The organism is Peribacillus sp. Bi134 (assembly GCF_918698065.1).
Taxonomy (GTDB): Bacteria; Bacillota; Bacilli; order Bacillales; family DSM-1321; genus Peribacillus.
Window position 1 is genome coordinate 231761 of record NZ_CAKKLN010000004.1, and the last position, 22159, is coordinate 253919.

Sequence of the window (22159 nt, forward strand, 5' to 3'; positions counted from 1 at the left end):
TATACTAGACCGAATCCAAACTTAAATCGTAATAATTATGATTTGCGAGGTGGTTAAATATGCTTTTGAAACGCTACACGGGAAATTTGCTGTTAGTGATACTGCTGTTTTTGCTGCTGGCATTCTTTTTTCTAGGAGATGTATTCATTCCCAAAGCGATTGATTTCTCGGGCTACCCGATGCTTCACTCTGTATTCGTCGTGTTTTTGGGATTGTTTTTAGAATCGATTCCTTTCCTGTTCCTCGGGGCCATTGCTTCATCGTTCATCCAGCTGTTCATCAGTGAAGAAATCATTCAACGGATGATACCAAAAAGACCCCTGACCGCCATTTTTGCATCGATAGCGGCAGCGCTTATCATTCCGGTTTGCGAATGTGCAATCATCCCGGTCGTCCGGAGATTGATTCAAAAAGGTGTCCCGGTCCATGCAGGTGTGGTCTTGCTCGTAACAGCCCCAATATTGAATGTCATTGTGTTCGGCTCAACTTATTATGCGTTCCAAAATAAACCTTCCATTCTATATGGAAGAATCATTCTTTGTGTCCTGACGGCCATAATCGCAGGTTTATTTATTCATTTATTCAGCACTAAAGATGTGGTGAAAGAGGACAAGCTGGAACTGGTACATGGGCATGAACATGATAGTCAGTCCAGTAAATGGACAAGCTTTATTGATCATACTTCACAGGAATTTTTTATGGTCGGAAGATACTTTATCATCGGGACCTTGTTTGCCAGTGTATTTCAAGTGTTCATGGATCGATCTGTAATGGCCGATATTGGTCAAGCGCCAATAAAAGGCACGGCGTTGATGATGGGAATTGCATTTGTGCTTTCACTCTGTTCATCAGCAGATGCATTCGTTGCGGCCTCCTTTTCCCATAGTTTTCTGCCAGGCTCGATACTGGGTTTCCTTGTATTTGGCCCCATGCTGGATTTGAAAAATGTTTTGATCATGATGTCCTGTTTTAAACGGAGCTTCGTCGTCACGTATGTCTTGCTTGTTTTCGCAGTCGTCTTCAGCCTGTGCCTGATTGCAGGCGGATTGATCAGTAAGGGGGGCTTCTGATGAAACGTTTTTTTATCCAAAGACTTGAAGGATTGCTGCTGCTTGGAATTGGCCTCATGATCTTTAAATTGTATGTTTCAGGATATTTAACGAAATTGATTGCACCCAAAATGGTTCCATATGCATTGGCAGCGCTTTTTGCTTTTTTAGTGATCAGCCTTCTCCGAATGAAAAAACAAAAACAGGGTGAACAACATTGTGATTGCGGATCGAAGGGAGAGTCTTCCTCGTCCGCACTGGTCCTGAAATATAGTTTGTTCTTCATTCCGATTCTTCTTGGCTTCACCTTGACCGATTTTACATTAAGCGGGGAAGTGCTGGCGAAAAGAGGGATGGCGAAGCAGCAGGCACAGATGGTAAGTTCTTATGATTCAGGGAAACATGCGAATGGGGAGAAAATCTCCGTAACCGATGATAATTATTTTGAAGTGCTGGATGATTTACTGAACAACCTCGATACGATAGAGGGTAAGGAAATAGAGATTTCGGGGTTCATATACCGTGAGGATACATTTACAAAAAAACAAATGGCCATCTCCCGCCTCTCCATGTCCTGCTGTGTGGTCGATGCGACGTTATACGGATATATGGTAAACGGGAATGTGGAAGGAATGAAGACGAATGATTGGTATACGATTACAGGAACATTAAAAAAAGGAAGCTATAAAGGGGAACCCGTACCGGTGATCGATTTAAAAGAGTCGAATAAAATAAAGGCACCCGAAGAAGCTTATTTATATGAAAATGTACAAATCATTCAGTAGAAGTTGAAAGGGGTGTTTTGCCTGTACGAAGACACCCTTTTCATGTAAAAAGGCCTTAAAGCCATATATTCCATCATAAGATCCCATTCCTCTTTTATTTATACAGCCAAATGGCAGAAAACGTGGGCGGTGAGAATTCTCTTCAAATTCATATTTTGAAGGCAAATATTTATTTGATGGGCACCTGGTTCTCTGTTATTCATACTATATGGGATAAAGAACAGAGAGGGGTTATGCCATGTATGGGCATGATATGTATGAAGGTGATTGGAACAGACAGCAGGATATGTTGATTCAGCTTGAAAAGGCGATAAATGGCGAGTACAGTGCCATCCAGTGTTATGAGAAATTGGCAGCATTAGCGCCGGATGAAAAGCAGAGGAAACAAATCATTGAAATAAGGGAAGATGAAATAAAACATTTTCAAGCATTCACCCGGATATACAACAGCTTGACCGGGATGCAGCCACAGCCTAAAGTGACGGAACCATGCCCGGACTCCTATGCAGCTGGATTGGAATTTGCCGTTCAAGATGAACAGGAAACAGTAGATTTTTATCAGGATGTCGCAGATGGTGCGGCTGATAGAACCATTAGAAAGGCGTTCCGGCGTGCTGCCGCGGATGAACAAAACCATGCCGTCTGGTTTTTGTTTTACTTAGTAAAACTCAAAGGCTGATTCAATAGTAAGTAAAGTGAAAAAAAGCCAGGAGATTATCCTGACTTTTTTTCACTTTAGGACAGCTCCTGGTTCATCAATATCCCCATGTAATGGATCGGAGTCGGCTCTTATGCGGAATCATTTCTTTGACGATTTCACCTGGGCTACGAAAAAATCCTAACTAACCAGTTTGTATACCGTATATGAAGCTCCGGCCCCCAGCGCAAGCAGCGCACCACCTATTGCAATGGGATGGGCTCCATCGGGGGCGAATGACTGGGCTGTTCCGGTCGTTCCCCAAAGCATTGCCCCAAGGATGACGAGTAAATAGGGGTATTTTCCTTCATGGAAGTTATCCTGTAATAAAGATTTACTATTCAGACTATATGATTGTGCCTATTAAGTCAAAGGGGCCTATTTGTTCGAGAGAACGTAACATAGTATAATGGCCTTACAATGGATAAGAGTATAAGGGGGGATAATCTTGTCTTCAGGTAATCGAAACAATCAAATTGGGCCGCCGCGGTTCGCTATTGCCATTCACTCTCTGGTTTGGCTCGCACAAAGCGAAAAGCTCCTGACAAGTTCGGCAATCGCTTTAAAGGTGAAGTCACATGCCACTTTTTTAAGAAGGGTGATGGCTCAGCTTGCAGCTGAGGGGATCGTCGAAACAAAGGAAGGGCGGGAAGGCGGATACAGCTTGAAGGTGCCTGCCTCTCAGCTGACTTTGGCCGATGTGTATCAAGCGGTACGGCCGGAATGTCTTGTTTGTATGGAAACGAGCGAATGCGGTGAAGTCGTGAAACAGCTGGATACGGCTTTGGAGGAGATCATGAACGAAGCCGAAAAGGAAACATTGCGCCTGCTAAAGGGCTATACATTGGAAGAATTCATGAAAAAAGTCGACTTTACCAATTTTGAAAATGAGTGTCTAGGGTAATATCCTTGCAAGAGGATACCTAGGAATATATAATGTGCTTAATGCGATTGCATTTGAAATAAGGAGGTATTTACATGAAGGTGGAAATTTGGTCGGATTATCAATGTCCGTTCTGTTATATAGGAAAGCGTCGATTCGAAGAGGCGTTAAAGCAGTTTGAAAATAAAGAACAGGTAGAGGTTTCATTTCGGAGTTTTGAGTTGAACCCAGAAGCTGAACGGGATATCAATATGACTCAAAATGAAATGCTGGCCAAGAAATACGGCATGTCTCAAGCACAGGTGGAAGCAAACAGCCAAAACCTGACTCAACAGGCCAAAGAATTGGGACTCGATTATCATTTGGACAAAGTGGTCTTAACGAATTCGTTCGATGCCCACCGCTTGATGCATTTTGCTGAATCAAAAGGTAAAGAGAAAGAAATGAATGAACGCCTATTTAAAGCTTACTTTACGGAAGGCAAACATATTGGAGATCACGCTACATTGGCTAGTTTGGCTGAAGAGGTTGGCCTTGAAAAGTCCGAGACGGAGGCCATGCTGGCAGGAACGGCATTCACTGCTGAGGTTAGGGGAAATGAGCAAGAAGGAAGCCTGCTTGGTATTACAGGAGTGCCATTCTTCGTCATTAACCGCAAGTATGGAATTTCTGGTGCCCAGCCAACAGAAGCGTTCCTAGATACGCTAAAAAAAGTATGGGCTGAGGAAAATCCGCTTACGATCGTGAATGATCCAGCAACAGGCGACGCTTGTACGGACGATTCATGTAACGTGCCGGAAAAATAATGAAGATATGAAGAAGGAGACCCGAAACTGGGGTCTCCTTTTTTACTTAAAAAGGAAATGTTATATATGGCAAAGAATATAGTGTACAGGATGGCTTTTCAAAAAAGTCCGAAATGAAAGGGAGCTAAATGGTGTATATAATGATTGGAATACTAGTCTTCGTGATTGCATGTGCAGTAACTGCCAAACTAATTTCCTATAAATATTGGACATGTATTTATTCAGCATTCGGGAATGAAAATTATTTTAAGGCGGTTGCGAAATTGGAAAGGGAAGGGATACAATTCAAAACGAAAACGCCTATGAATTTAGGCTCTGAAAGCTTTCAAAATCGCGATGAAACCACTCAATATGATGTTTTTGTGAAAAAAGAACAGAAACATATTGCCCAAAGGGCACTAAACAAGAATTAACAAAAGTAAATCGCTGTCCTGATGGCAGCTTTTTTATTGCCGGTGTTCAGGCAAACTATATCCCCTTACATAATTATTTTTAAATGATGAACACAGTATACAACCTGGAGTGAACTCCAGATCAGTTTTACTTTCTTGGAAACTCACGAGTATTTGCTCCAAACTCACGAGTAAAAGCCCGAAACTTACGAGGGTGGGACTAAAAAAAGCAAGGTGCTGCTAATTCATCTTTCGATTGATTTCATATAGGATAAAAGAAAGAAAAAGCGTTGATTTTGATATGGAATTGGTTTTTTATAGTTTCAAAGACTGAAAATTTGTATAATGGGTGAGATGGATTTAATTGAATGTACATATAGGAGGGGCATGGATGAGTAAGCTTAATGGCAGGACCGTTGCTTTATTGGGAGCAAGGAAGACGGAAGAACTTAGTAAAATCGTTCAAAATCTTGGGGGAGTCCCGCTCGTTCGCCCGGCACAGGGGACGGTATTCCTTGATGATTCCCATTTGGAAGAGGATGTCACCCGGTTGATGGAAGGGGAGTTCGATTGGATTATCCTCACGACGGGAGTGGGGACGGAATTATTATATAAAACGGCCGTGAAGATGGAAGCGGGAGATCGTTTCGTAGAAGCCTTGCAGTCTATGAAAATTGCAGCTAGGGGCTATAAAACGGTGAATATGCTGAAAAAGCTTGGCCTGCAGCCATTAATCCGTGATGATGATGGCAGTACGGCAGGGCTTGTTCGCAATCTGGAAGGCCATCTGCCAGGAGGTGTAAAGGTCGCTTTGCAGCTTCACGGCGATCCGGCTCCACTTTTGATGAACTGGTTGGATGAACAAAAAGTGGAGCATAAAGAAATCCTGCCATATGAACATATACCGCCCGAAAAGGAAACGATGCAGCAGCTGATCCAAGAACTCCTTGAAGGCAAAATCGATTCGGTTGTGTTCACGAGTGCACCGCAGCCGCGAAATTTAATGAGATTTGTCCGTGAACAAGGTGTGGAGGATAAGATAGCCGACCTGTTTGCATCAGGTGTAATTGCTCTTGCGGTCGGAAAGGTAACGGCGCAGGTGGTAATCGATGAAGGGATCGAGCGGGTCATTTATCCTGAAGATCAACGGATGGGCAGTGCAATGGTGGAGCTGGTGAAATATTATCAGGGAATAGCAAGCAGATAGGGGTGAGTTCAGCATGGCCAATGGCAAGGTCTATTTTGTGGGTGCAGGTCCGGGTGATATGGGCCTGATTACCGTAAAGGGTCAAAAAGCGATTGAAAAAGCGGACGTCATTTTGTATGACAGATTGCTAAATCCCAAACTGTTGGAGGCTGCCACCCTCAAGTGTGAATTGATATATTGTGGCAAGACACCTTATGCTACTGGCATCAGTCAAGGGGAAATCAATGAGCTGCTTGTTTCCAAAGCACAGGCAGGGCAGCGGGTCGTCCGTTTGAAAGGCGGTGACCCTGCCGTTTTTGGAAGAGTCGGGGAGGAAGCGGAATCGTTGAAGGATGAGGGAATCCCATTCGAAGTCATTCCGGGGGTTACGTCCAGCATTGCTGCATCGATATACGCAGGAGTACCCGTCACACATCGGGATTTCGGACGCTCCTTTGCGATGGTGACGGGCCATGACCGAACGAAGAAGGATATAGATTGGAACGGGCTTGTGAAAAGTATAGATACGGTCGCCTTTTATATGGGTGTGGCCAATCTTCCTTATATCCGTGAAAATTTGATCAATCATGGAAAGCCGGGGAACACGCCGGCACTCGTTATCCAATGGGGCACATATGGAAGTCAGGAAAGTGTCGAGGGGACCTTGGCTGATATCGTCGAAAGGGTAAGTGAAAGGTCGCTTGGCAATCCTGCGATCACCTTGGTCGGGGATATCATTTCACTAAGGGGCAAACTGCAATGGTTCGAAAAGAAGCCACTATATGGACAGCGGTTTTTAGTGGCCCGGACCGGAACGGCAAAGAGTTCCTTGGCAGAAGCCCTGCATGAACTTGGCGGCGAAGTCATCGAGTTTCCTAAATGGAATGCGGCAAAAGTGAAAATGGAAGAAAGTCAGCTGCTCTCTTTTCTTTCGTATGATCGAATACTCTTCACTTCCCCCGAAAGTGTCCATGGATTCTTGGATTCACTCACTGAACATGCTATTGATTTCCGACGGATTTCTTCGAAACTTTATGTGTTATCAAGGAAATCAAAAAAGGCTTTACAGCAACGGGGACTGATGGCAGAACTCAAATCCGAGATGGCGGAAGCCGGAACACTGTTGGTTGTCGGAGATCGAAACAGAGATCAAAGAGATCTGGCCCATGGGGACGGAGACTATTTTCAATCAATCGATAAATTCGTCGATGAAAGATTCCTTGAAATCCTTCCGAGAATGCTGGACGGGAAAGCTGTCGGAACGGTGCTTTTTTCGAATCGGCATTCTGTTGATATGCTGATGCAATATGGGAACAAGGCAGACGTGGATGTTGAAGGGCTGCTAAATCAAGCCTCCATTGGGGTAATCGGGGAAAGTACCGGCAATAGACTTAAAGACTATGGATTTACATTGGATATGATGCCCAATGAACCGTCTGTCGAACAATTGGTGGAGTTAATCGTGAATAGGTATGTTTTTTAGGCTCTGATAATAACAGAGTCTATTTCCTTTGATGGGGCTTCGTTAATCATTCCTGCAGAACTGTTGTTTGCATTCAGTGTTATGGTCTATCGTGTTATCATTTAATTACGGGCCATAACAAAATGAGGAAAGTTTAAAAAGGCATCACTTACTGCTTTTATTGGCCAAAATTGATGTTTACCATTCATAGACAGGGGGTGACTTAATGTTTAATATTGTTGATATTTTATGGCAATTATTCTACCTTGCCCTGCTAGTTCTGCTATTCGTAATGGTTGTGAAGTCGATCCGTTTCTTTATAAAACATATGACAAAAATGAATAACCTTGAAAATAAAAGAGATGAATTAAATGAACGATTGAAAAAGAAGGATGAGTGACGGCCGTATCTCCGGGTCGGTTTCCTGTTTGCGAGTTATGGCAGGGGTAGATTGGATTAGCCTTGCCAAATGGACGCTCGTAAGATTTTAAGAAGTAAAGAATAAAAGTCTTTTATTCCTTCCCGGATTGGGTATTATATATAAGTGACTTTTCCAGGGAGGCGAAGCAAATGAAACGGACATGGGAATACGTATTAAGTATCATAGGCGTGAGCATCGCTGCAATTTTTTTAATCGTGACGATCATAACGGCCGTTTATCTCAACAGTATCGATTTGAAAGAAATGGTGGACTACTCATTAATGACAGATTCTCAGGAGTTTTCTTCATCTGAGATAGATATGTCAGTCAAATTTTTCATGGGCTTATTATGGGCTGGAATCATATCGCTGTTCATTGCCTTGGCAGGCGGTTTGATCGCTATCTTTCTATTAAAAGGCGGTAAAGCGAAGGGAGCCGGAATCTTATTGATCATTACGGGCATTCTGACGATTTTTCATGTTTGGCCGCTTATCTTCTTCATCGTACCGGGAATCATGTGCCTTGTAAGGAAGCCGAGGGAAACGGTGGAAGTGATCGTATAATACGACACCATACATAGTTCTGTGATTTGAAAATAAAGGAGCTAGCCCGAAAATGCGGGTAAGCTCCTTTATTTGCTGTAAGGATATTATAGGAGGATATCCCTTTTTATACCTGCAATAACCAGTCTATATGTTACTATTATTATAGATATAAATATAAATAGACTGGAGTTCGATCAATGAAAATACCATTATTGAAGGTTGGGGCACTGACCTGTTTAACTCTCGGATTGTTCAATGGACAGGCTTTTGCGGAGTCTGGTATAACCAATGCGTGTTCATCATTCGGTGAGATTCAACCCAATGAAAATCCTTCCCATAAGCAGATTAACTGCTTACTGACGAATGCAGCAATAGAGGCTGAAATCCCCCCTGAAGTGGTAAAAGCGGTGGCTACACAGGAAAACGGGGATTGGAGGCAATTTAATGAGGACGGTAAGCCGATTAAATCCGACGATGGCGGTATCGGTCTAATGCAGCTTACCAATAAAACTGGATATGATCAGAAAAAGCTGGAAAATGATATAGTCTACAATATCGAGGCAGGCGTCAAGGTCCTGAGTGGCATGTATTCAAGAAGTGATTTGCCGAAGATCAAAGGTGCAGGACGCAGGGTCATCGAAAATTGGTATTTCCCTGTCATGGCATACAATGGGACAAAACCGGTGAACAGTCCTCTTTACCAGGAAAACGGACAAAGAAATGCGAGTGCCTACCAAGAGGAAGTTTTTGCTGAGATAGAAAAACAAAGTTATTTGGATGGCACAAAACTGGCAAAATATCCATTCAAAACAACGGACTTTCAATATGACCGGGAAAGCACCGAAAATATCATCTTTAAAAATCTTGAATACACACTGACAGATCAAACGCATGACTCCGTTTATTGGTTCAAGGCAGGAGACAAAGTTGTGACGACATCCAGTGCGAATATCAGGAAAGAAATAAGCACTACGGCAGGTGCAGTACGTGTGCCACCAAATACAAGCATGATCATCACAGGGAATTTTGATTATCACGAATCTACGGGAAATAAATTTGTCTTTTACCCCGTACAAACGGAAGACAACAGTATTAAGGGGTATGTTTCATCGGCTTACATCTCCAATGGGCCATCGATTGTCAAGGATACGGATATGCCTGTGATTTCAGGAGCTGCCGGTAAATCGATACCATTCAACTCAACCTTCAATCCTAAAACCGGCATAAAGGCGAAGGATGATAAAGATGGTGACTTAACGAGTGTCATACGTGTTGAAGGTAAGGTGGATACCAAGAAAGTGGGCACCTATAATTTGATTTATACGGTAGCCGACAAGGCTGGGAATGTTGCCAAGGTCACAAGGAAAATAACTGTTTATGATCAAGTCAAGCCAGTGATTTCAGGTGCCGGGAATAAAACCATCAAACTTAATTCTTCATTCAGTCCAAAAACGAACGTGAGTGCCAAGGATAATGCCGATGGCAACTTGACTAGTAAAATCAAAGTCACGGGTACAGTCAATACGAAGAAAAAGGGGACCTATACATTGAAGTATACGGTCACCGATTCATCGAAAAATGCAGCGACAGTTACAAGGAAGATCACGATTGATGGCACCAAGCCAGTCATCTCGGGAGCCAATAGTAAGACAGTTGCCTATTATTCGACATTCAACCCTAAATCAGGTGTTTCTGCGAAAGATAACCTTGATGGCAACTTGACAAGTAAAATCAAAGTGACAGGTACGGTGAATACGAAGAAAAAGGGAACGTATACATTAAAGTATACAATCACTGATTCATCGAAAAATACTGCGACAGTCACAAGAAAGATTACGGTAGACAGCACCAAGCCGGTCATTTCCGGTGCCAAAAGCAAAACCATTGCCTATAACTCGACATTCAATCCTAAATCAGGTGTATCTGCGAAAGATAATCTTGATGGAAGTTTAACAAGTAAGATTAAAATAACAGGGACTGTGAATACGAAGAAAAAAGGTAACTATACATTGACTTACACAGTTACGGATAAATCGAAGAACAAGGCAGAAGTAAAAAGGAAAATCACAGTTAAATAGATGGCAAAAAAGGATTCCCGCAATAGGGGGAATCCTTGAATTTGTAGGCAAGGGTTTATCTAAATTTCAAAAAAAGTTGATTGGAGCGGGTGTGCGAGACTCCTGCTGGAAAAGCGAGTCGAGGGTAGACCCCACAGGCGCAAAAGCGCCGAGGAGGCTAACGGACCGCCCGCGGATTGCGAGTGCCCTACGTTTCAATCGACATCCGAGATTTTACAAACCCTCATAAAAACTGTAGATAAACTTGATTTTCAACGAGTTTGTTTACAGTCTGTAGGATTCCCGTCATAGGGAATCCTTTTTTGATGTCTAAATGTATTTGGCTGAAAGGTATGCATATATAATAGTAGAAAGTGTCTTTCAGGGTGGAGTGGATATTGATAAAAATGTTATAATTGTAAATAGATGTAACATGAAGTGATCTGAAGGGGGATTGTTTATGGGCAAAGAACACGGGCATGTAAACTGGATGGATCAGATTTTTAAGGAATATGAACGTGACGGCGGGTTGAAGAATAATCCTGGCTTTGGAAAACCGCTTCCGGAGTCGGCGTTATCGGGAAATATATATGACAATTTCTTGGCAAAGGCCAAGGATGCCGGCTACCTTCCGCTTTGGATAAAATGGCAAAAAGAAATTCGGGAAGAGTTATCCGGATTGGTTAGATTGAAAAAAATGAATGGACCTGAATCTGAAATAATGAAACGAATTGATGAAATAAATGAGAAAGTACGTACATATAATGCGATTTGTCCAGCCAAAATGCAGCGCAGGGAAATAGAGTTGGAAAGCATCGATATCCAATATGAAAAATGGAAGTAATTTACAATGTGTAAAATGTGGGTATTTGTATGACGTGATCATTAAAGGATTATGATATAATGGCATGAATAAAAAACAGAGAGAGGGACTTCGATTGGAAAATAGAAAAGAAGTTTTTTCATGGATAAAAGCGATATTGATTGCAGTCATTCTAGCTTTTTTAATTCGAACGTATATTTTTGCACCGATTGTCGTGGACGGTGAGTCAATGATGCCGACTCTGCAAGACCACGAGAGAATTGTTCTTACCAAGTTTGGAACGAGTATCGATAATATCGACCGGTTTGATATTGTCGTTTTTCATGCAACGGTAGATAAAGATTATATAAAAAGGGTTATCGGTCTGCCAGGAGACCATATTGAATATAAAGATGATACGCTTTATATTAATGGGAAAGCTTATGAAGAACCATACTTGGACAAATATAAGAATCAGATGGCAGGGGTGCCGCTGACTGAATCCTTCAAGCTCGAAGATATTACAGGCAGCATGACTGTGCCGGAAGGTCAGCTGTTCCTTATGGGGGACAATCGCCAAAATAGTTTGGATAGCCGTGAAATCGGCACGATTTCCGTCGATGAAATTGTAGGCAAGGCGAATCTAGTGTATTGGCCGATCAATGAAATAAAGATTGTGAAATAAGAAGAAGCGGACTCAGGTTTAGAGTCCGCTTTATTGTTGCGTTTTACATTCCATTGTCATACAGGTTTTTCAACAAAAAACGTGTCAATTCTACTTTTTTTATCTTTTTTTATGAAAATCAACTCATTTGGGTTAAATTAGGTTATCCTATTAAAAAGAAGTAATCACGTTACCCAGGCCCGCATAAGAAATTGGATTACTTTAAAAAAGGGTGCTGAGATGGAGTACTATAGATGGATATAGTAAAGGATTTAATATCAAACTATGGTTATTTCGCGATATATGCGCTGTTGGCCATTGGGATTATCGGCTTGCCGGTTCCTGATGAGTTCATGATGACTTTTGTCGGCTATTTGTCATCCATTTCCGTTTTGAATGTCCAGGGAGCATTCCTTGTCAGTTTCCTTGGATCGATATCCGGGATGCTTTTCAGTTATTTCATCGGGAAAAAGGTAGGGAAGCCTTTTTTGAGGAAGTATGGTAAGTGGATCAAAATGACCCCCGCGAGGTTGGAAAAATTGGAGAAATGGTTCAATAAATACGGTCCTTGGACCATTATCATAGCCTATTTCATCCCAGGAGTCCGTCACTTCGCCAGTTACATTTCCGGTATGAATGGAATGGGGAAACGAAAGTACTTTATCTTTGCCGGAGCAGGTGCTTTCAGCTGGTGTTTGGTATTTACGACTTTTGGCTATTTCATTGGTGTGTTAACTTAAATCATTTCAACTTCAAAATTTCTTTATTGAATCAGAAAAACCCGTTTCTGGATTCCAGAAACGGGTTTTTCCATTTCTGCCTATAATTATTGAGCTGAGTATCCACCGTCGATGACAAGCTCGGCACCAGTTACGTATGAAGCGTCATCGGAAGCAAGATAAAGCACGGCATTTGCAATATCCGCCGGCTGACCCAAGCGTTGTAATGGTGTTGCCTTGATCATTTGGTTCACTAACTCTTTTGACTCTTCTAATTTTTGAGTCATCGGTGTTTCGATGATACCAGGGAATACAGCGTTGACACGGACACCCATGCGGCCATATTGCGTTGCGGCAGCCTTGGAAATAGCACGAACGGCACCTTTTGAAGCAGAATAAGAGTTTAAGCCCATTCCGATTTGAGCAGTAAAGGAAGAAATGTTCACGACTGCGCCTTTACCTTCTTTAGCCATGTAAGGAACAACGTGTTTCATTCCAAGGAATGGTCCAAATCCATTGATGCTTAACATTAGCTGCCAATCGGCCAATGACGTATCGTTAATGCCTTTTTCCGTTGAGATACCGGCATTGTTAACCAAAATGTCGATCTTGCCAAATTTAGCGATAACTTCATCCGTCACTTTTTTCCAGCTTTCGTCTGAAGATACATCAAGTACAGCTCCATGGACGTTATCCAATTCATTCACAACAGCTACAGCTTTTTCATTGATATCAGCAGCAATGACTTGTGCTCCTTCTTTTGTGAATAGGTCAACCATTTCCCTACCCATACCAGATGCTCCGCCAGTGATAATGGCTACTTTATTAGTCAATCTTCCCATCATGATCACTCCTAATTGGTTGTTATAACGATGAATATATGTTCAAGCATAGTTCAAAAGTTATATTATCAACGAGCAATACTATAACTTCTTTTAAAATCCGTCAAGCTTTTTATTTTTTCGCTTGCGATTTTGCTTTTTCTTGCTGGGTAAAAAAATTCATGTACGTTTGTGGAAAAAGGAATTCCCATGTTGAGAGCGTTATCAATCTTTTAATCTACAAATTTGATACCGTAGATCATCACTTTCTAAAATAGCTTCATCCGTTCTATTTGAACCGATTAACAAGTAATCTTGTAGAGGCATCGTATGCATGTTGGGGAGCAGCATATGTACAATTCTAGTGATTAAAATTGAATACTGCAATCTTTTTGTACTTTGAATACAAAGTTTTATAACGACATTCCATTTCTAACTTTTCAGAACTTTTATGTACATAGGAGGTCATCATTTTATGAATAACAGAGTATATCTTTCCTTGGCCATCCCGCTTACGATTTCGACGATGAGTACGCCCTTGCTCGGTGCGGTCGATACGGCTGTGGTTGGAAAGTTGAGCGATCCCGCCTATATTGGCGGGGTGGCTGTCGGAACCATTATTTTTAATACGATGTATTGGCTTTTTGGTTTTCTTCGGGTCAGTACATCTGCCTTCGCTGCACAAGCGGAGGGGGCAAGGGATGAAAAGCAAAGCCTGATGGCCTTGGTTCGGCCATTTTTCATAGCAGCGATCATCGGTCTGCTTTTTATCGTGATCCAGAAGCCCATTTTGAATGTTTCGTTAGGCGCAATCGGTCCGGAATCGGACGTTTCCGCCTTTGCCGCAGACTATTTCGGCATCCGGATATGGGGGGCACCTTTTGCGCTATTGAATTATGTCATCTTAGGCTGGTTAATCGGGAAATCCAGGATAAAAACATCTTTGTTCATTCAAGTTTTCATGAACGTGATGAATATAGTCTTATGCCTCGTTTTTGTAAATGGCTTTTCATGGTCTGTATCAGGGGTTGCTGCCGCTTCATTGATATCAGAGATTGCCGCGTTTTTCCTGGGCTTGTGGGTGATCCGGAAAGCGGTCAACGTACCGGATTCATTTTCATTCCGGGAGGGGTTCGATCGGGCTTCCCTGAAAAAAATGATGGTGGTCAACAGGGATTTATTCATCAGGACCATTTGCCTGATCACGGTTTTCAATCTTTTTACGGCCAAGGGAGCCACTTTCGGGACAGAGACACTGGCGGCAAACGCCGTACTCATTCAAATCCATTACCTGATGGCCTATTGCTTTGATGGCTTCGCGAATGCATCGAGTCTTCTGGTCGGGAAGGCGATTGGTTCGAGAGATATAAACCTTTATAAAAAAACACTCTCACTATCGGCACGGTGGGGCTTGTATGCTTCGTTCATACTTGCCGCATCTTACTATCTATTCAGCGATGAGGTCATTCTCCTTTTCACGGATATTCCCGGCGTCATCGAATTGGCCCATGAATATGGACTTTGGATAGTTCTATTCCCGTTCACTGCCTTTATCGGACTCATTTTTTATGGAGTGTTCACCGGAGCGACTGAAGCCGTTCCAGTAAGGAACTCGATGCTCCTTGCACTAATAGCTTTTCTAATAGTCCAATTCGCAGCAGTAAGCAATCATGGCAATCATGGATTATGGCTTGCATTCCTGGCTTTCAGTTTAGGACGTTCTTTGTTTTTAGCATTATACATCCCAAGGCTGAACCGAAAAGTTACAAAGCTTATGGATGCCGATAGTTTAATGAAATCATCCTCTTTTTAATAAAAGAGGGTGTTTTTTTATTTTTGTAAGGAATTTTATCGGTAGTTTGATGTTAGCAATAATGCGGGAATACGAAGAATAGGTAGCAACGCTTGGCGAATGTGGTAGTAAAAGTGATAAAATGAAAAATATATATAAAAGAGGAGTTGTCGTATTTTGAGTGAATTGAATTGGCGAGAAGAAGTTGAAAAACGGAAAATGGACTTATTACTGGATACTCAAAACTTATTGAAAATAAAAAGTGTACTGGATGAGGAAAATCCTACAGAGGAGGCCCCATTCGGTAAAGGGGTGAAGGAAGCTCTTGAATTCATGCTTCAATTAGGCGAAAAAGACGGTTTCACTGTGAAAAATGTCGATAATGTTGCTGGTCATATTGAAATGGGTGAAGGCGAGGAGTTAATCGGGATATTATGCCATGTCGACGTGGTACCTGAGGGAGATGGCTGGAGTTCGGAGCCGTTCGGCGCTGAAATCCGCAATGGCCGCATATATGCTCGCGGTGCAATCGATGATAAAGGGCCGACGATGGCTGCCTATCATGCGATGAAGCTGGTCCGGGAGCTAGGAGAACCTTTGAACAAACGTGTGAGGATGATCATTGGAACCGATGAAGAATCGAATTGGCGCTGCGTTGACCGGTACTTTGAAGTGGAGGAAATGCCCTCGATAGGCTTCGCACCAGATGCTGATTTCCCGATCATCAGTGCGGAAAAAGGAATCTGGGATTTCTCGGTTATCCATCCTGCCGATGCAGGAAATGGCACGAACTCAGACGTGAATGTCATCGAGTTTTCTTCAGGTCGAAGGACGAATATGGTACCGGATTTTGCGACGGCTATTGTGGAAACGGACAACACTGCTGAAGTGGCGGCAAACTATCAGGATTATTTGCAAAAGTACTCATTGGAGGGGCAAGCCGTTCCGCAAAAAAATCAAGTGCTGCTTGAAATGAATGGTGTCTCGGCACACGCGATGGAACCGAAAAACGGAAGAAATGCAGGTCTACATTTAGCCGTATTTTTAGCTGATCTTACTCTTGATCCGCATGCGAAAGCCTACTTCACTTTCATCAAGGATCGTTTGTTCGAAGATTCCCGCGGAAATAATTTAGGTGTGGCTTATTCGGATGAGCAAACAGGAGAATTGACGATCAATGCCGGCGTTTTCAATTATTCTAAACAAGGCGACAGCTCGATCGGTTTCAGCATGCGTTATCCGGTCACGTTTGAGTGGGAACAGCAAAAGGCGGCGCTGGAAGAAAGGCTTGCGGCATATAATTTGAAAGTGAAGACTAATTCGCATTCAACTCCACATTATGTGGACAGTGAAAGCTTCTTGATCAAGACCTTGCAGGAAGTGTATGAAGCGGAGACAGGTGATAAAGCCGAGCTTCTTTCGATTGGCGGCGGCACATATGCCCGTTCATTGAAAGAAGGCGTTGCATTTGGCCCACTTTTCCCAGGCAGCGAAGACATTGCGCATCAGAAAGATGAATATATTGATATTGAGGATATGCTTAAGGCTACGTCCATTTATGCACGTGCCATTCATGAATTGGCTAAATAAGAGGTAAAGAGGGAGAAGACATGGGAAAAATCATTTTTAACGGCGACCTTAAAAGCAGGTCCGAAGTAAAGGTAGATATTGAAGACCGGGGTTATCAATTCGGTGATGGCGTCTATGAAGTCATCCGGGTTTATAATGGTGAATTATTTACAGGGGACATGCATTTGAACCGTCTGATCGACAGTGCGAAGTTGATACAGATGAAAGTTCCCTTAACCATAGCGGAAATCAAAACCCGCATGAAAAAGCTGATCGCTGAAAATCAACTGAAGGACGGTATCGTCTATATGCAGCTGACAAGAGGAGTATCTGCGCGTACACACTCTTTTCCAACTGCAGAGGTGGAACCGGTCTTTGTCGCCTATACAAAGGAAATGCCTTATACAGGCAAAATGAAGCCAGGGGTCAATGCTGTTACCACCGACGATATACGCTGGCTGCGCTGTAATATCAAGAGTTTAAATCTACTTGGTAATATAATGGCTAAACAGCAAGCGATCGAAGCAGGCTGTGATGAAGCGATCCAGCATCGTGATGGTACGGTGACGGAGGGTAGTTCGTCAAATGTATCAATCGTGGTGGATGGGCAACTTAAAACGCATCCGGCCACAAACTTGATCCTGAATGGAATTACTCGTCAGGTGATGCTGAAACTTTGCGCGGATCATGGGATTCCCTATGTCGAAGAAGCCTTCACGGTCGAGGACATGATGGCAGCCGACGAAGTCCTTTATACAAGCACTAGCGTCGAAGTGACACCAATTATAAACATCGATGGCCAATCGATTGCAGCCGGGGAACCCGGTCCGATTACCCGAAGACTGCAGAACCTGTTTTCCGAGGAAATCGAAAAGCAATGCGGTTCCGTTAACTAGAAAAAAAAGCCCCTTTGCCACTATTGGCAAAGGGGTTTTTTTATGTGTAGTCGGAAGCGAGATAGACATCTCCGAGTTAATTACTCCATATGCAATCCTCCCTTTTTGACATTTTCAAGAACCAGGAATATACTTGCTAATAACCTAAAAAGTTTACCTGTCGCAACAATTTAAGTTGCGTATAAAAAGGAGTTGACATAGATATGTCCGATGCGTTGCATCAATCTTCTTCGAGAGGAATAAAAAAACTTCTTCCCTATCTAGGGCCTGCCTTTATAGCAGCTGTGGCCTATATTGATCCAGGGAATTATGCGACCAATATTACAGCCGGATCAAAATATGGCTATACGCTATTATGGGTTATCTTCGCATCCAATTTAATGGCTGTGCTAATACAATCACTATCAGCTAAATTGGGAATAGCCACTGGAAAGAACCTTCCAGAGTTATGCAGGGAAAAATTTTCGAAAAAAACATCTTTCTTCTTATGGATTCAGGCCGAAGCCGTTATAATGGCAACCGACCTGGCTGAATTCATAGGAGCTGCACTAGGGATTTATTTGCTATTTGACTTACCGCTTATCACATCGGCAATAATTGCAGCGATTGGTTCCTTTGCCATTTTGGAAATCCAGCGCAGGGGTTATCGTACATTCGAAGCTCTGATCACTGTCATGATATTTGTAGTTGTGATAGCATTTGGTGCTCAAGTTTTTTATGCAAAACCTGATACATCAGCCGTTGTTTTAGGACTCTTCACTCCAAAGTTTGAGGGAGTGGACAGTATTTTACTTTCAGCCGGTATGCTTGGAGCCACCGTTATGCCCCATGCGATATACCTTCATTCATCTTTGACGCAAAGAAGAATAGTCGGAGTAAACGATTTGGAAAGAAAAAGGATTTATCGTTTTGAGCTCATTGACATTGTCATCGCCATGTTGATTGCAGGTGCGATCAATGCCGCCATGGTCATCGTTTCAGCTGCCCTATTTCATAAGAATGGAGCACTGGTTGAGGACTTGGATGTTGCCTACCAACAGTTCGGGGCCATGCTTGGACCATCAGTCGCGATGTTTTTTGGAATAGGACTTTTATTTGCCGGCTTATCCAGCTCATCCGTTGGTGTAATGACCGGTGATGTAGTCATGCAGGGATTCATTAAAAGACATATACCCATTTATTTGAGAAGGATCATTACAACCGTTCCGCCCCTGCTCATAATATTATGGGGAGTGAATCCATCCAAAGCACTTGTGATGAGCCAAGTTGTCCTCTCGTTTGGCATCGCGTTTGCCTTAGTGCCCTTGATCTTGTTTACAAGCAATAAAAAAATCATGGGCAGCCTGGTCAACCATAAAATCACTTCGAGCGTAGCTTGGCTTATAGCTGTCCTTATCATTGGACTGAACTTGTTCCTGCTTTACGAAACAGTTTTCAGTTAAAAGAAGCAGGGAAGGACCAATCTTTGGTCCTTTTTTGTTTGGATTTTTGCTGTGTGTTTCGTTAATCCGGCCCAGCGGGTTGATCATTCGACCTTGTGCGCGGATAATCCCGACCTAGCGGGGTGAACATTCGACCTTGTGCGCGGATAATCCAACCTAGCGGGTTGATCATTCGACCTTGTGCGCGGATAATCCGACCCAGCGGGTTGATCATTCGACCTTGTGCGCGGATAATCCGACCCAGCTCGCGGATAATCCGACCCAGCTCGCGGATAATCCGACCCAGCTCGCGGATAATCCGACCCAGCTCGCGGATAATCCGACCTAGCTCGCGGATAATCCGACCCAGCCCGAAAAAATCCCTCCTGGACCGCTTTCATAGTAAGTAAGATTTGGAATATTCCTGATGGAGGGAATATTTATTAGGAAGCCCAAGAAAAGGTATATGCAATGGGAATTATGGTAAAATTAAAGGGAAAATAGGAAGGAATGAACGTGACCATGAATACTCATTTTTTCTTTGCTTTAGTATTGCCTGATGATATTAAGGCTTATTTAAATGCTGTTACGGAACGACTGAAGCCAGAATTTCCATTTAAGAAATGGCTGCATCCAGCCGATTATCATATTACGATGGCATTTTTGGGAAATGCTCCCGATACATTGAAAGAGGATGCCATGGGGCGTGTGGAAAGCGAGCTTTCCAATGAGGCTTCATTCGGCTTGGAACTCGGCGATATCGGCGGTTTTGGCAGGAGTGATAGTCCAAGGATACTTTGGGCAGGCGTCAAGCAGCAAGATAGGCTATTTGCCATCCAAAGGAAAGTCTATAATTCTTGTATCGAAGCGGGTTTTGAACTTGATAAAAAGCCTTTTAAGCCTCATATAACGCTGGCAAGAAAATTCGAGGGTGAAAGTCCCTTTTCGTTGGAGAGCGTCCGCCAGATAGCGAATATGAAGGATAAGCATTTTGAAGCAGATCAGGTTGCGTTATATCAAACACATCTTGGAGCTTCCCCTTCATACGAGAAGGTTTTCACGATAAACCTTCAAAAATAGAGAGATGGGTGGTGGTCAAATGGCACAGCTCATAAAGATGCAGGATTATATTTCCCGGTATGAGCAGGATATTTATCGTTATCCAACGCAATTTGCACGTTTGAAAAAACAGCAATGGGATAAATTGAAGGCTGCTTATAATGCGGGCGAGCTAGATCGGTTGTATAGCGAGCATACTGAAACACAAGTCAAATTCGATCCGCCTCAGGAAGAGACGAAGGGCCTGTTAAAAAAGGTTAAAGGCATCTTCCACCGGACAGGTAAACAGGAGGCAGAAGCAGAAGAACTGCCAATACCGGCACAGAATGAAGATGCTAATGTTTTTTCATTAAGATTTCCGTTCCGTCCGGCCAGTCTGGATGAATTAAAGCAAAATTATTTAAATCAATTACTCCGCTTTCAAATGAAGTGGGGTAGTTCGACGCTTCATGAAAAGTCATTTGTGGACCAATCATTCATTTTGGATGAGAGGCTCCGCTTTTTTCTGCAGCGTTTTCCGGATACGTTTCTCGTATTATATAAACCTATCTTTCTATTGAAAAATGCGCCTGTTGAAGTCGAAGTCATTTTATTGACCCCTGTTGATGCTTGGTGCATCACTTTTCTGGAAGCGGAAGAAGACGCTGCATTCATCGGTTCGAGTGATCGGTTCTGGGTCCGCAGGCATCATAAGCATCCAGATAAAAAAGTGCTTAATCCTTTGTTGGGCGCAAATCGGATGACGAACATCGTCTCCCAGTTATTTGAGCTATATGAAGTGAACATGCCGATAAAAAAGGTGATTTTATCCCGGAATGGATATGTCGATTATCCAGAAGCCCCTTATGATATTACGGTATTGGATAAACGGACCTTCCCGGAATGGTTTGAAAGGATGCGGGCAATATCGTCTCCTCTTAAGGCACAGCAGTTAAAAGGGGCGCAGGCATTGCTTGAATATTGCCAAACTACATCAAGCCTGCGACCGGAATGGGAAGCCGAATATAACCAACCAGAAGGAAATGAGTATGCCGCACCTTAATGAAACGGTGTATTTCATTGTCAATCCAGTGGCTGGAAATGAAGCGAGTTTAAAGATTTGGAAAAAAGCCGAGGAAATACTGAAATCAAAAGCTGTTCCCCATGAGGTGTTTTTCACACGGGAAAAGGGGCATGCGCTAAGATTGACGAAGGAAATACTATCAGGGACTAATCAGGATACCCGGGTGATTGCTGTTGGGGGAGATGGCACGATTAATGAAATGATAAATGGCGCCATTGGTTTCCCTCACGCAATCATCGGCTCCCTTGCGGCTGGGTCCGGCAATGATTATGTAAGGGGCATTCAAAAAACTGAGAGTATGGAAGAAGCCCTTTCCTTATTTCAGGATAATGCCTTTAATACCATTGATATTGGACAGTTCGAGACGAATGGCAAGGTGGGTTATTTTGTGAACAGCCTGGGAATGGGCATTGATGCTGAAATTTCCGATGAAGCAAACCGTGCCCCCCTGAAAAAATGGTTTAATTTTGTCAGAGCGGGTAAATTAATTTATCTGTTGATTTTTATAAAAATGTTATTTTCTTACAAGCCCAGCTGCATGGAATTGATCATTGATGGAAAACGGCATCTTTTGAAAAAGGTATGGTTCATCGTTATTGCGAACCAGCCCTACTTTGGAGGTGGAATGAAAATTTCACCATTGTCGAAGGTGGATGATGGCAGGTTGAACGTGATTGCAGTCCATGATATTACTATGTTGAAATTATTGACCGTTTTCATCACCGTTTTATGGGGCGGTCACCTCAACATTAAAAATGTTGATTCTTTTTCTGGTAAAATGATAAAAATGAAGAATCAAGGTTCAGTAAAAATCCAGTCTGACGGGGAAATTGTTGGTAGGAACGAAGTAGCTGCAGTGGTTCTGAAAGAGAAATTGCGCGTCATGTTCAAGGGTGATAACCGATACAAAAATATGAAATGATTTATTTGTTTTTGTTTTATGCGTATAATCGTTTTATAGTACTTGACGAAGAAACCGTTTTTCAACTAAAATTTAATTTATGGCTATTGTTTAATTGCTCAATAGCTATTTTTTTATTTCTCTAAAATGAGGATGTTTTTAATTGCGG

22 protein-coding genes and 2 pseudogenes are annotated in these 22159 nt (G+C 42.7%); 21 read left to right on the plus strand and 3 right to left on the minus strand.

All coding sequences use genetic code 11. The features are described 5' to 3' along the window. The first annotated feature begins 59 nt into the window (after positions 1 to 59). Both LQ188_RS09755 and LQ188_RS09760 read left to right on the plus strand, forming a co-directional pair. Positions 60 to 1070, plus strand: coding sequence for a permease (locus tag LQ188_RS09755; RefSeq protein ID WP_230176718.1), 1011 nt, complete (start codon positions 60 to 62; stop codon positions 1068 to 1070). Beyond that, a complete protein-coding gene (locus LQ188_RS09760) occupies positions 1070 to 1834 on the plus strand; it encodes a TIGR03943 family protein (protein WP_101222995.1) in 765 nt (254 codons plus the stop codon). Before LQ188_RS09755 ends, LQ188_RS09760 begins: the two co-directional genes overlap by 1 nt. Here the strand turns inward: LQ188_RS09760 and LQ188_RS09765 are convergent. Further along, a pseudogene (locus tag LQ188_RS09765) lies at positions 1805 to 1951 on the minus strand (hypothetical protein); the annotation flags it as partial. The gene LQ188_RS09760 and the pseudogene LQ188_RS09765 sit on opposite strands and share 30 nt — an antisense overlap. A gap of 121 nt (positions 1952 to 2072) precedes the next feature. On the opposite strand from LQ188_RS09765, the gene LQ188_RS09770 reads away from it, so the two are divergent. Then, the gene (locus tag LQ188_RS09770) at positions 2073 to 2513 is read left to right on the plus strand and encodes a ferritin-like domain-containing protein (protein WP_230176719.1); all 441 of its coding nucleotides are present in this window, start codon (positions 2073 to 2075) and stop codon (positions 2511 to 2513) included. A gap of 198 nt (positions 2514 to 2711) precedes the next feature. Here LQ188_RS09770 and LQ188_RS09775 read toward each other — a convergent pair. Further along, positions 2712 to 2801, minus strand: a pseudogene (locus LQ188_RS09775) (EamA family transporter); the annotation flags it as partial. A 178-nt stretch (positions 2802 to 2979) separates the two neighbouring features. Here LQ188_RS09775 and LQ188_RS09780 point away from each other — a divergent pair. The 11 genes from LQ188_RS09780 (at position 2980) to LQ188_RS09830 (ending at position 12489) form a co-directional block, all read left to right on the plus strand. Continuing rightward, a complete protein-coding gene (locus LQ188_RS09780; RefSeq protein ID WP_230176720.1) occupies positions 2980 to 3435 on the plus strand; it encodes an Rrf2 family transcriptional regulator in 456 nt (151 codons plus the stop codon). Positions 3436 to 3509: 74 nt separating this feature from the next. After that, positions 3510 to 4220, plus strand: coding sequence for a DsbA family oxidoreductase (locus LQ188_RS09785; protein WP_101222992.1), 711 nt, complete (start codon positions 3510 to 3512; stop codon positions 4218 to 4220). 140 nt (positions 4221 to 4360) lie between these two features. Next, a complete protein-coding gene (locus tag LQ188_RS09790; protein ID WP_157831022.1) occupies positions 4361 to 4633 on the plus strand; it encodes a hypothetical protein in 273 nt (90 codons plus the stop codon). Between the two features lie 370 nt (positions 4634 to 5003). Then, positions 5004 to 5819, plus strand: coding sequence for a uroporphyrinogen-III synthase (locus LQ188_RS09795; RefSeq protein WP_230176721.1), 816 nt, complete (start codon positions 5004 to 5006; stop codon positions 5817 to 5819). Positions 5820 to 5832: 13 nt separating this feature from the next. Beyond that, positions 5833 to 7281, plus strand: a complete 1449-nt coding sequence (gene cobA, locus LQ188_RS09800; protein ID WP_230176722.1) for a uroporphyrinogen-III C-methyltransferase — start codon at positions 5833 to 5835, stop codon at positions 7279 to 7281. Positions 7282 to 7486: 205 nt separating this feature from the next. Further along, positions 7487 to 7660 (plus strand): hypothetical protein, encoded by a 174-nt coding sequence (locus tag LQ188_RS09805; protein ID WP_157831021.1) that lies wholly within the window; start codon positions 7487 to 7489, stop codon positions 7658 to 7660. A gap of 170 nt (positions 7661 to 7830) precedes the next feature. Beyond that, a complete protein-coding gene (locus LQ188_RS09810) occupies positions 7831 to 8244 on the plus strand; it encodes a DUF4064 domain-containing protein (protein WP_101222988.1) in 414 nt (137 codons plus the stop codon). 179 nt (positions 8245 to 8423) lie between these two features. Beyond that, on the plus strand, positions 8424 to 10304 hold the full coding sequence (locus tag LQ188_RS09815; RefSeq protein WP_230176723.1) for an immunoglobulin-like domain-containing protein: 1881 nt from the start codon (positions 8424 to 8426) through the stop codon (positions 10302 to 10304). Between the two features lie 439 nt (positions 10305 to 10743). Continuing rightward, complete coding sequence (locus LQ188_RS09820; protein ID WP_101222986.1) at positions 10744 to 11127, plus strand: DnaJ family domain-containing protein; 384 nt, start codon at positions 10744 to 10746, stop codon at positions 11125 to 11127. Positions 11128 to 11191: 64 nt separating this feature from the next. Beyond that, positions 11192 to 11770, plus strand: a complete 579-nt coding sequence (lepB, locus tag LQ188_RS09825; RefSeq protein WP_101222985.1) for a signal peptidase I — start codon at positions 11192 to 11194, stop codon at positions 11768 to 11770. A 233-nt stretch (positions 11771 to 12003) separates the two neighbouring features. Next, positions 12004 to 12489, plus strand: a complete 486-nt coding sequence (locus LQ188_RS09830) for a DedA family protein (protein WP_101222984.1) — start codon at positions 12004 to 12006, stop codon at positions 12487 to 12489. 86 nt (positions 12490 to 12575) lie between these two features. Here the strand turns inward: LQ188_RS09830 and LQ188_RS09835 are convergent, their stop codons facing one another. Continuing rightward, positions 12576 to 13310: an SDR family oxidoreductase gene (locus LQ188_RS09835; protein ID WP_101222983.1), complete on the minus strand. Its 735-nt coding sequence runs from the start codon at positions 13308 to 13310 to the stop codon at positions 12576 to 12578. Positions 13311 to 13764: 454 nt separating this feature from the next. Between LQ188_RS09835 and LQ188_RS09840 the strand changes: the two genes are divergently transcribed. The 7 genes from LQ188_RS09840 to LQ188_RS09870 all read left to right on the plus strand — a co-directional run bounded on the left by LQ188_RS09840 (position 13765) and on the right by LQ188_RS09870 (position 22011). After that, complete coding sequence (locus tag LQ188_RS09840) at positions 13765 to 15102, plus strand: MATE family efflux transporter (RefSeq protein WP_230176724.1); 1338 nt, start codon at positions 13765 to 13767, stop codon at positions 15100 to 15102. A gap of 156 nt (positions 15103 to 15258) precedes the next feature. Next, on the plus strand, positions 15259 to 16671 hold the full coding sequence (gene pepV, locus LQ188_RS09845; protein WP_101222981.1) for a dipeptidase PepV: 1413 nt from the start codon (positions 15259 to 15261) through the stop codon (positions 16669 to 16671). 20 nt (positions 16672 to 16691) lie between these two features. Further along, complete coding sequence (gene dat, locus LQ188_RS09850) at positions 16692 to 17546, plus strand: D-amino-acid transaminase (RefSeq protein WP_101222980.1); 855 nt, start codon at positions 16692 to 16694, stop codon at positions 17544 to 17546. 203 nt (positions 17547 to 17749) lie between these two features. After that, positions 17750 to 18988, plus strand: coding sequence for an Nramp family divalent metal transporter (locus tag LQ188_RS09855; RefSeq protein ID WP_363320589.1), 1239 nt, complete (start codon positions 17750 to 17752; stop codon positions 18986 to 18988). Positions 18989 to 19489: 501 nt separating this feature from the next. Then, positions 19490 to 20047, plus strand: a complete 558-nt coding sequence (gene thpR, locus LQ188_RS09860; protein WP_230176851.1) for an RNA 2',3'-cyclic phosphodiesterase — start codon at positions 19490 to 19492, stop codon at positions 20045 to 20047. Positions 20048 to 20066: 19 nt separating this feature from the next. Next, positions 20067 to 21068 carry an NERD domain-containing protein gene (locus LQ188_RS09865; protein ID WP_230176725.1) on the plus strand — a complete coding sequence of 334 codons (1002 nt, stop codon included), beginning with the start codon at positions 20067 to 20069 and terminating at the stop codon, positions 21066 to 21068. Beyond that, a complete protein-coding gene (locus LQ188_RS09870; protein WP_230176726.1) occupies positions 21055 to 22011 on the plus strand; it encodes a diacylglycerol kinase family protein in 957 nt (318 codons plus the stop codon). Before LQ188_RS09865 ends, LQ188_RS09870 begins: the two co-directional genes overlap by 14 nt. Positions 22012 to 22159 lie beyond the last annotated feature (148 nt).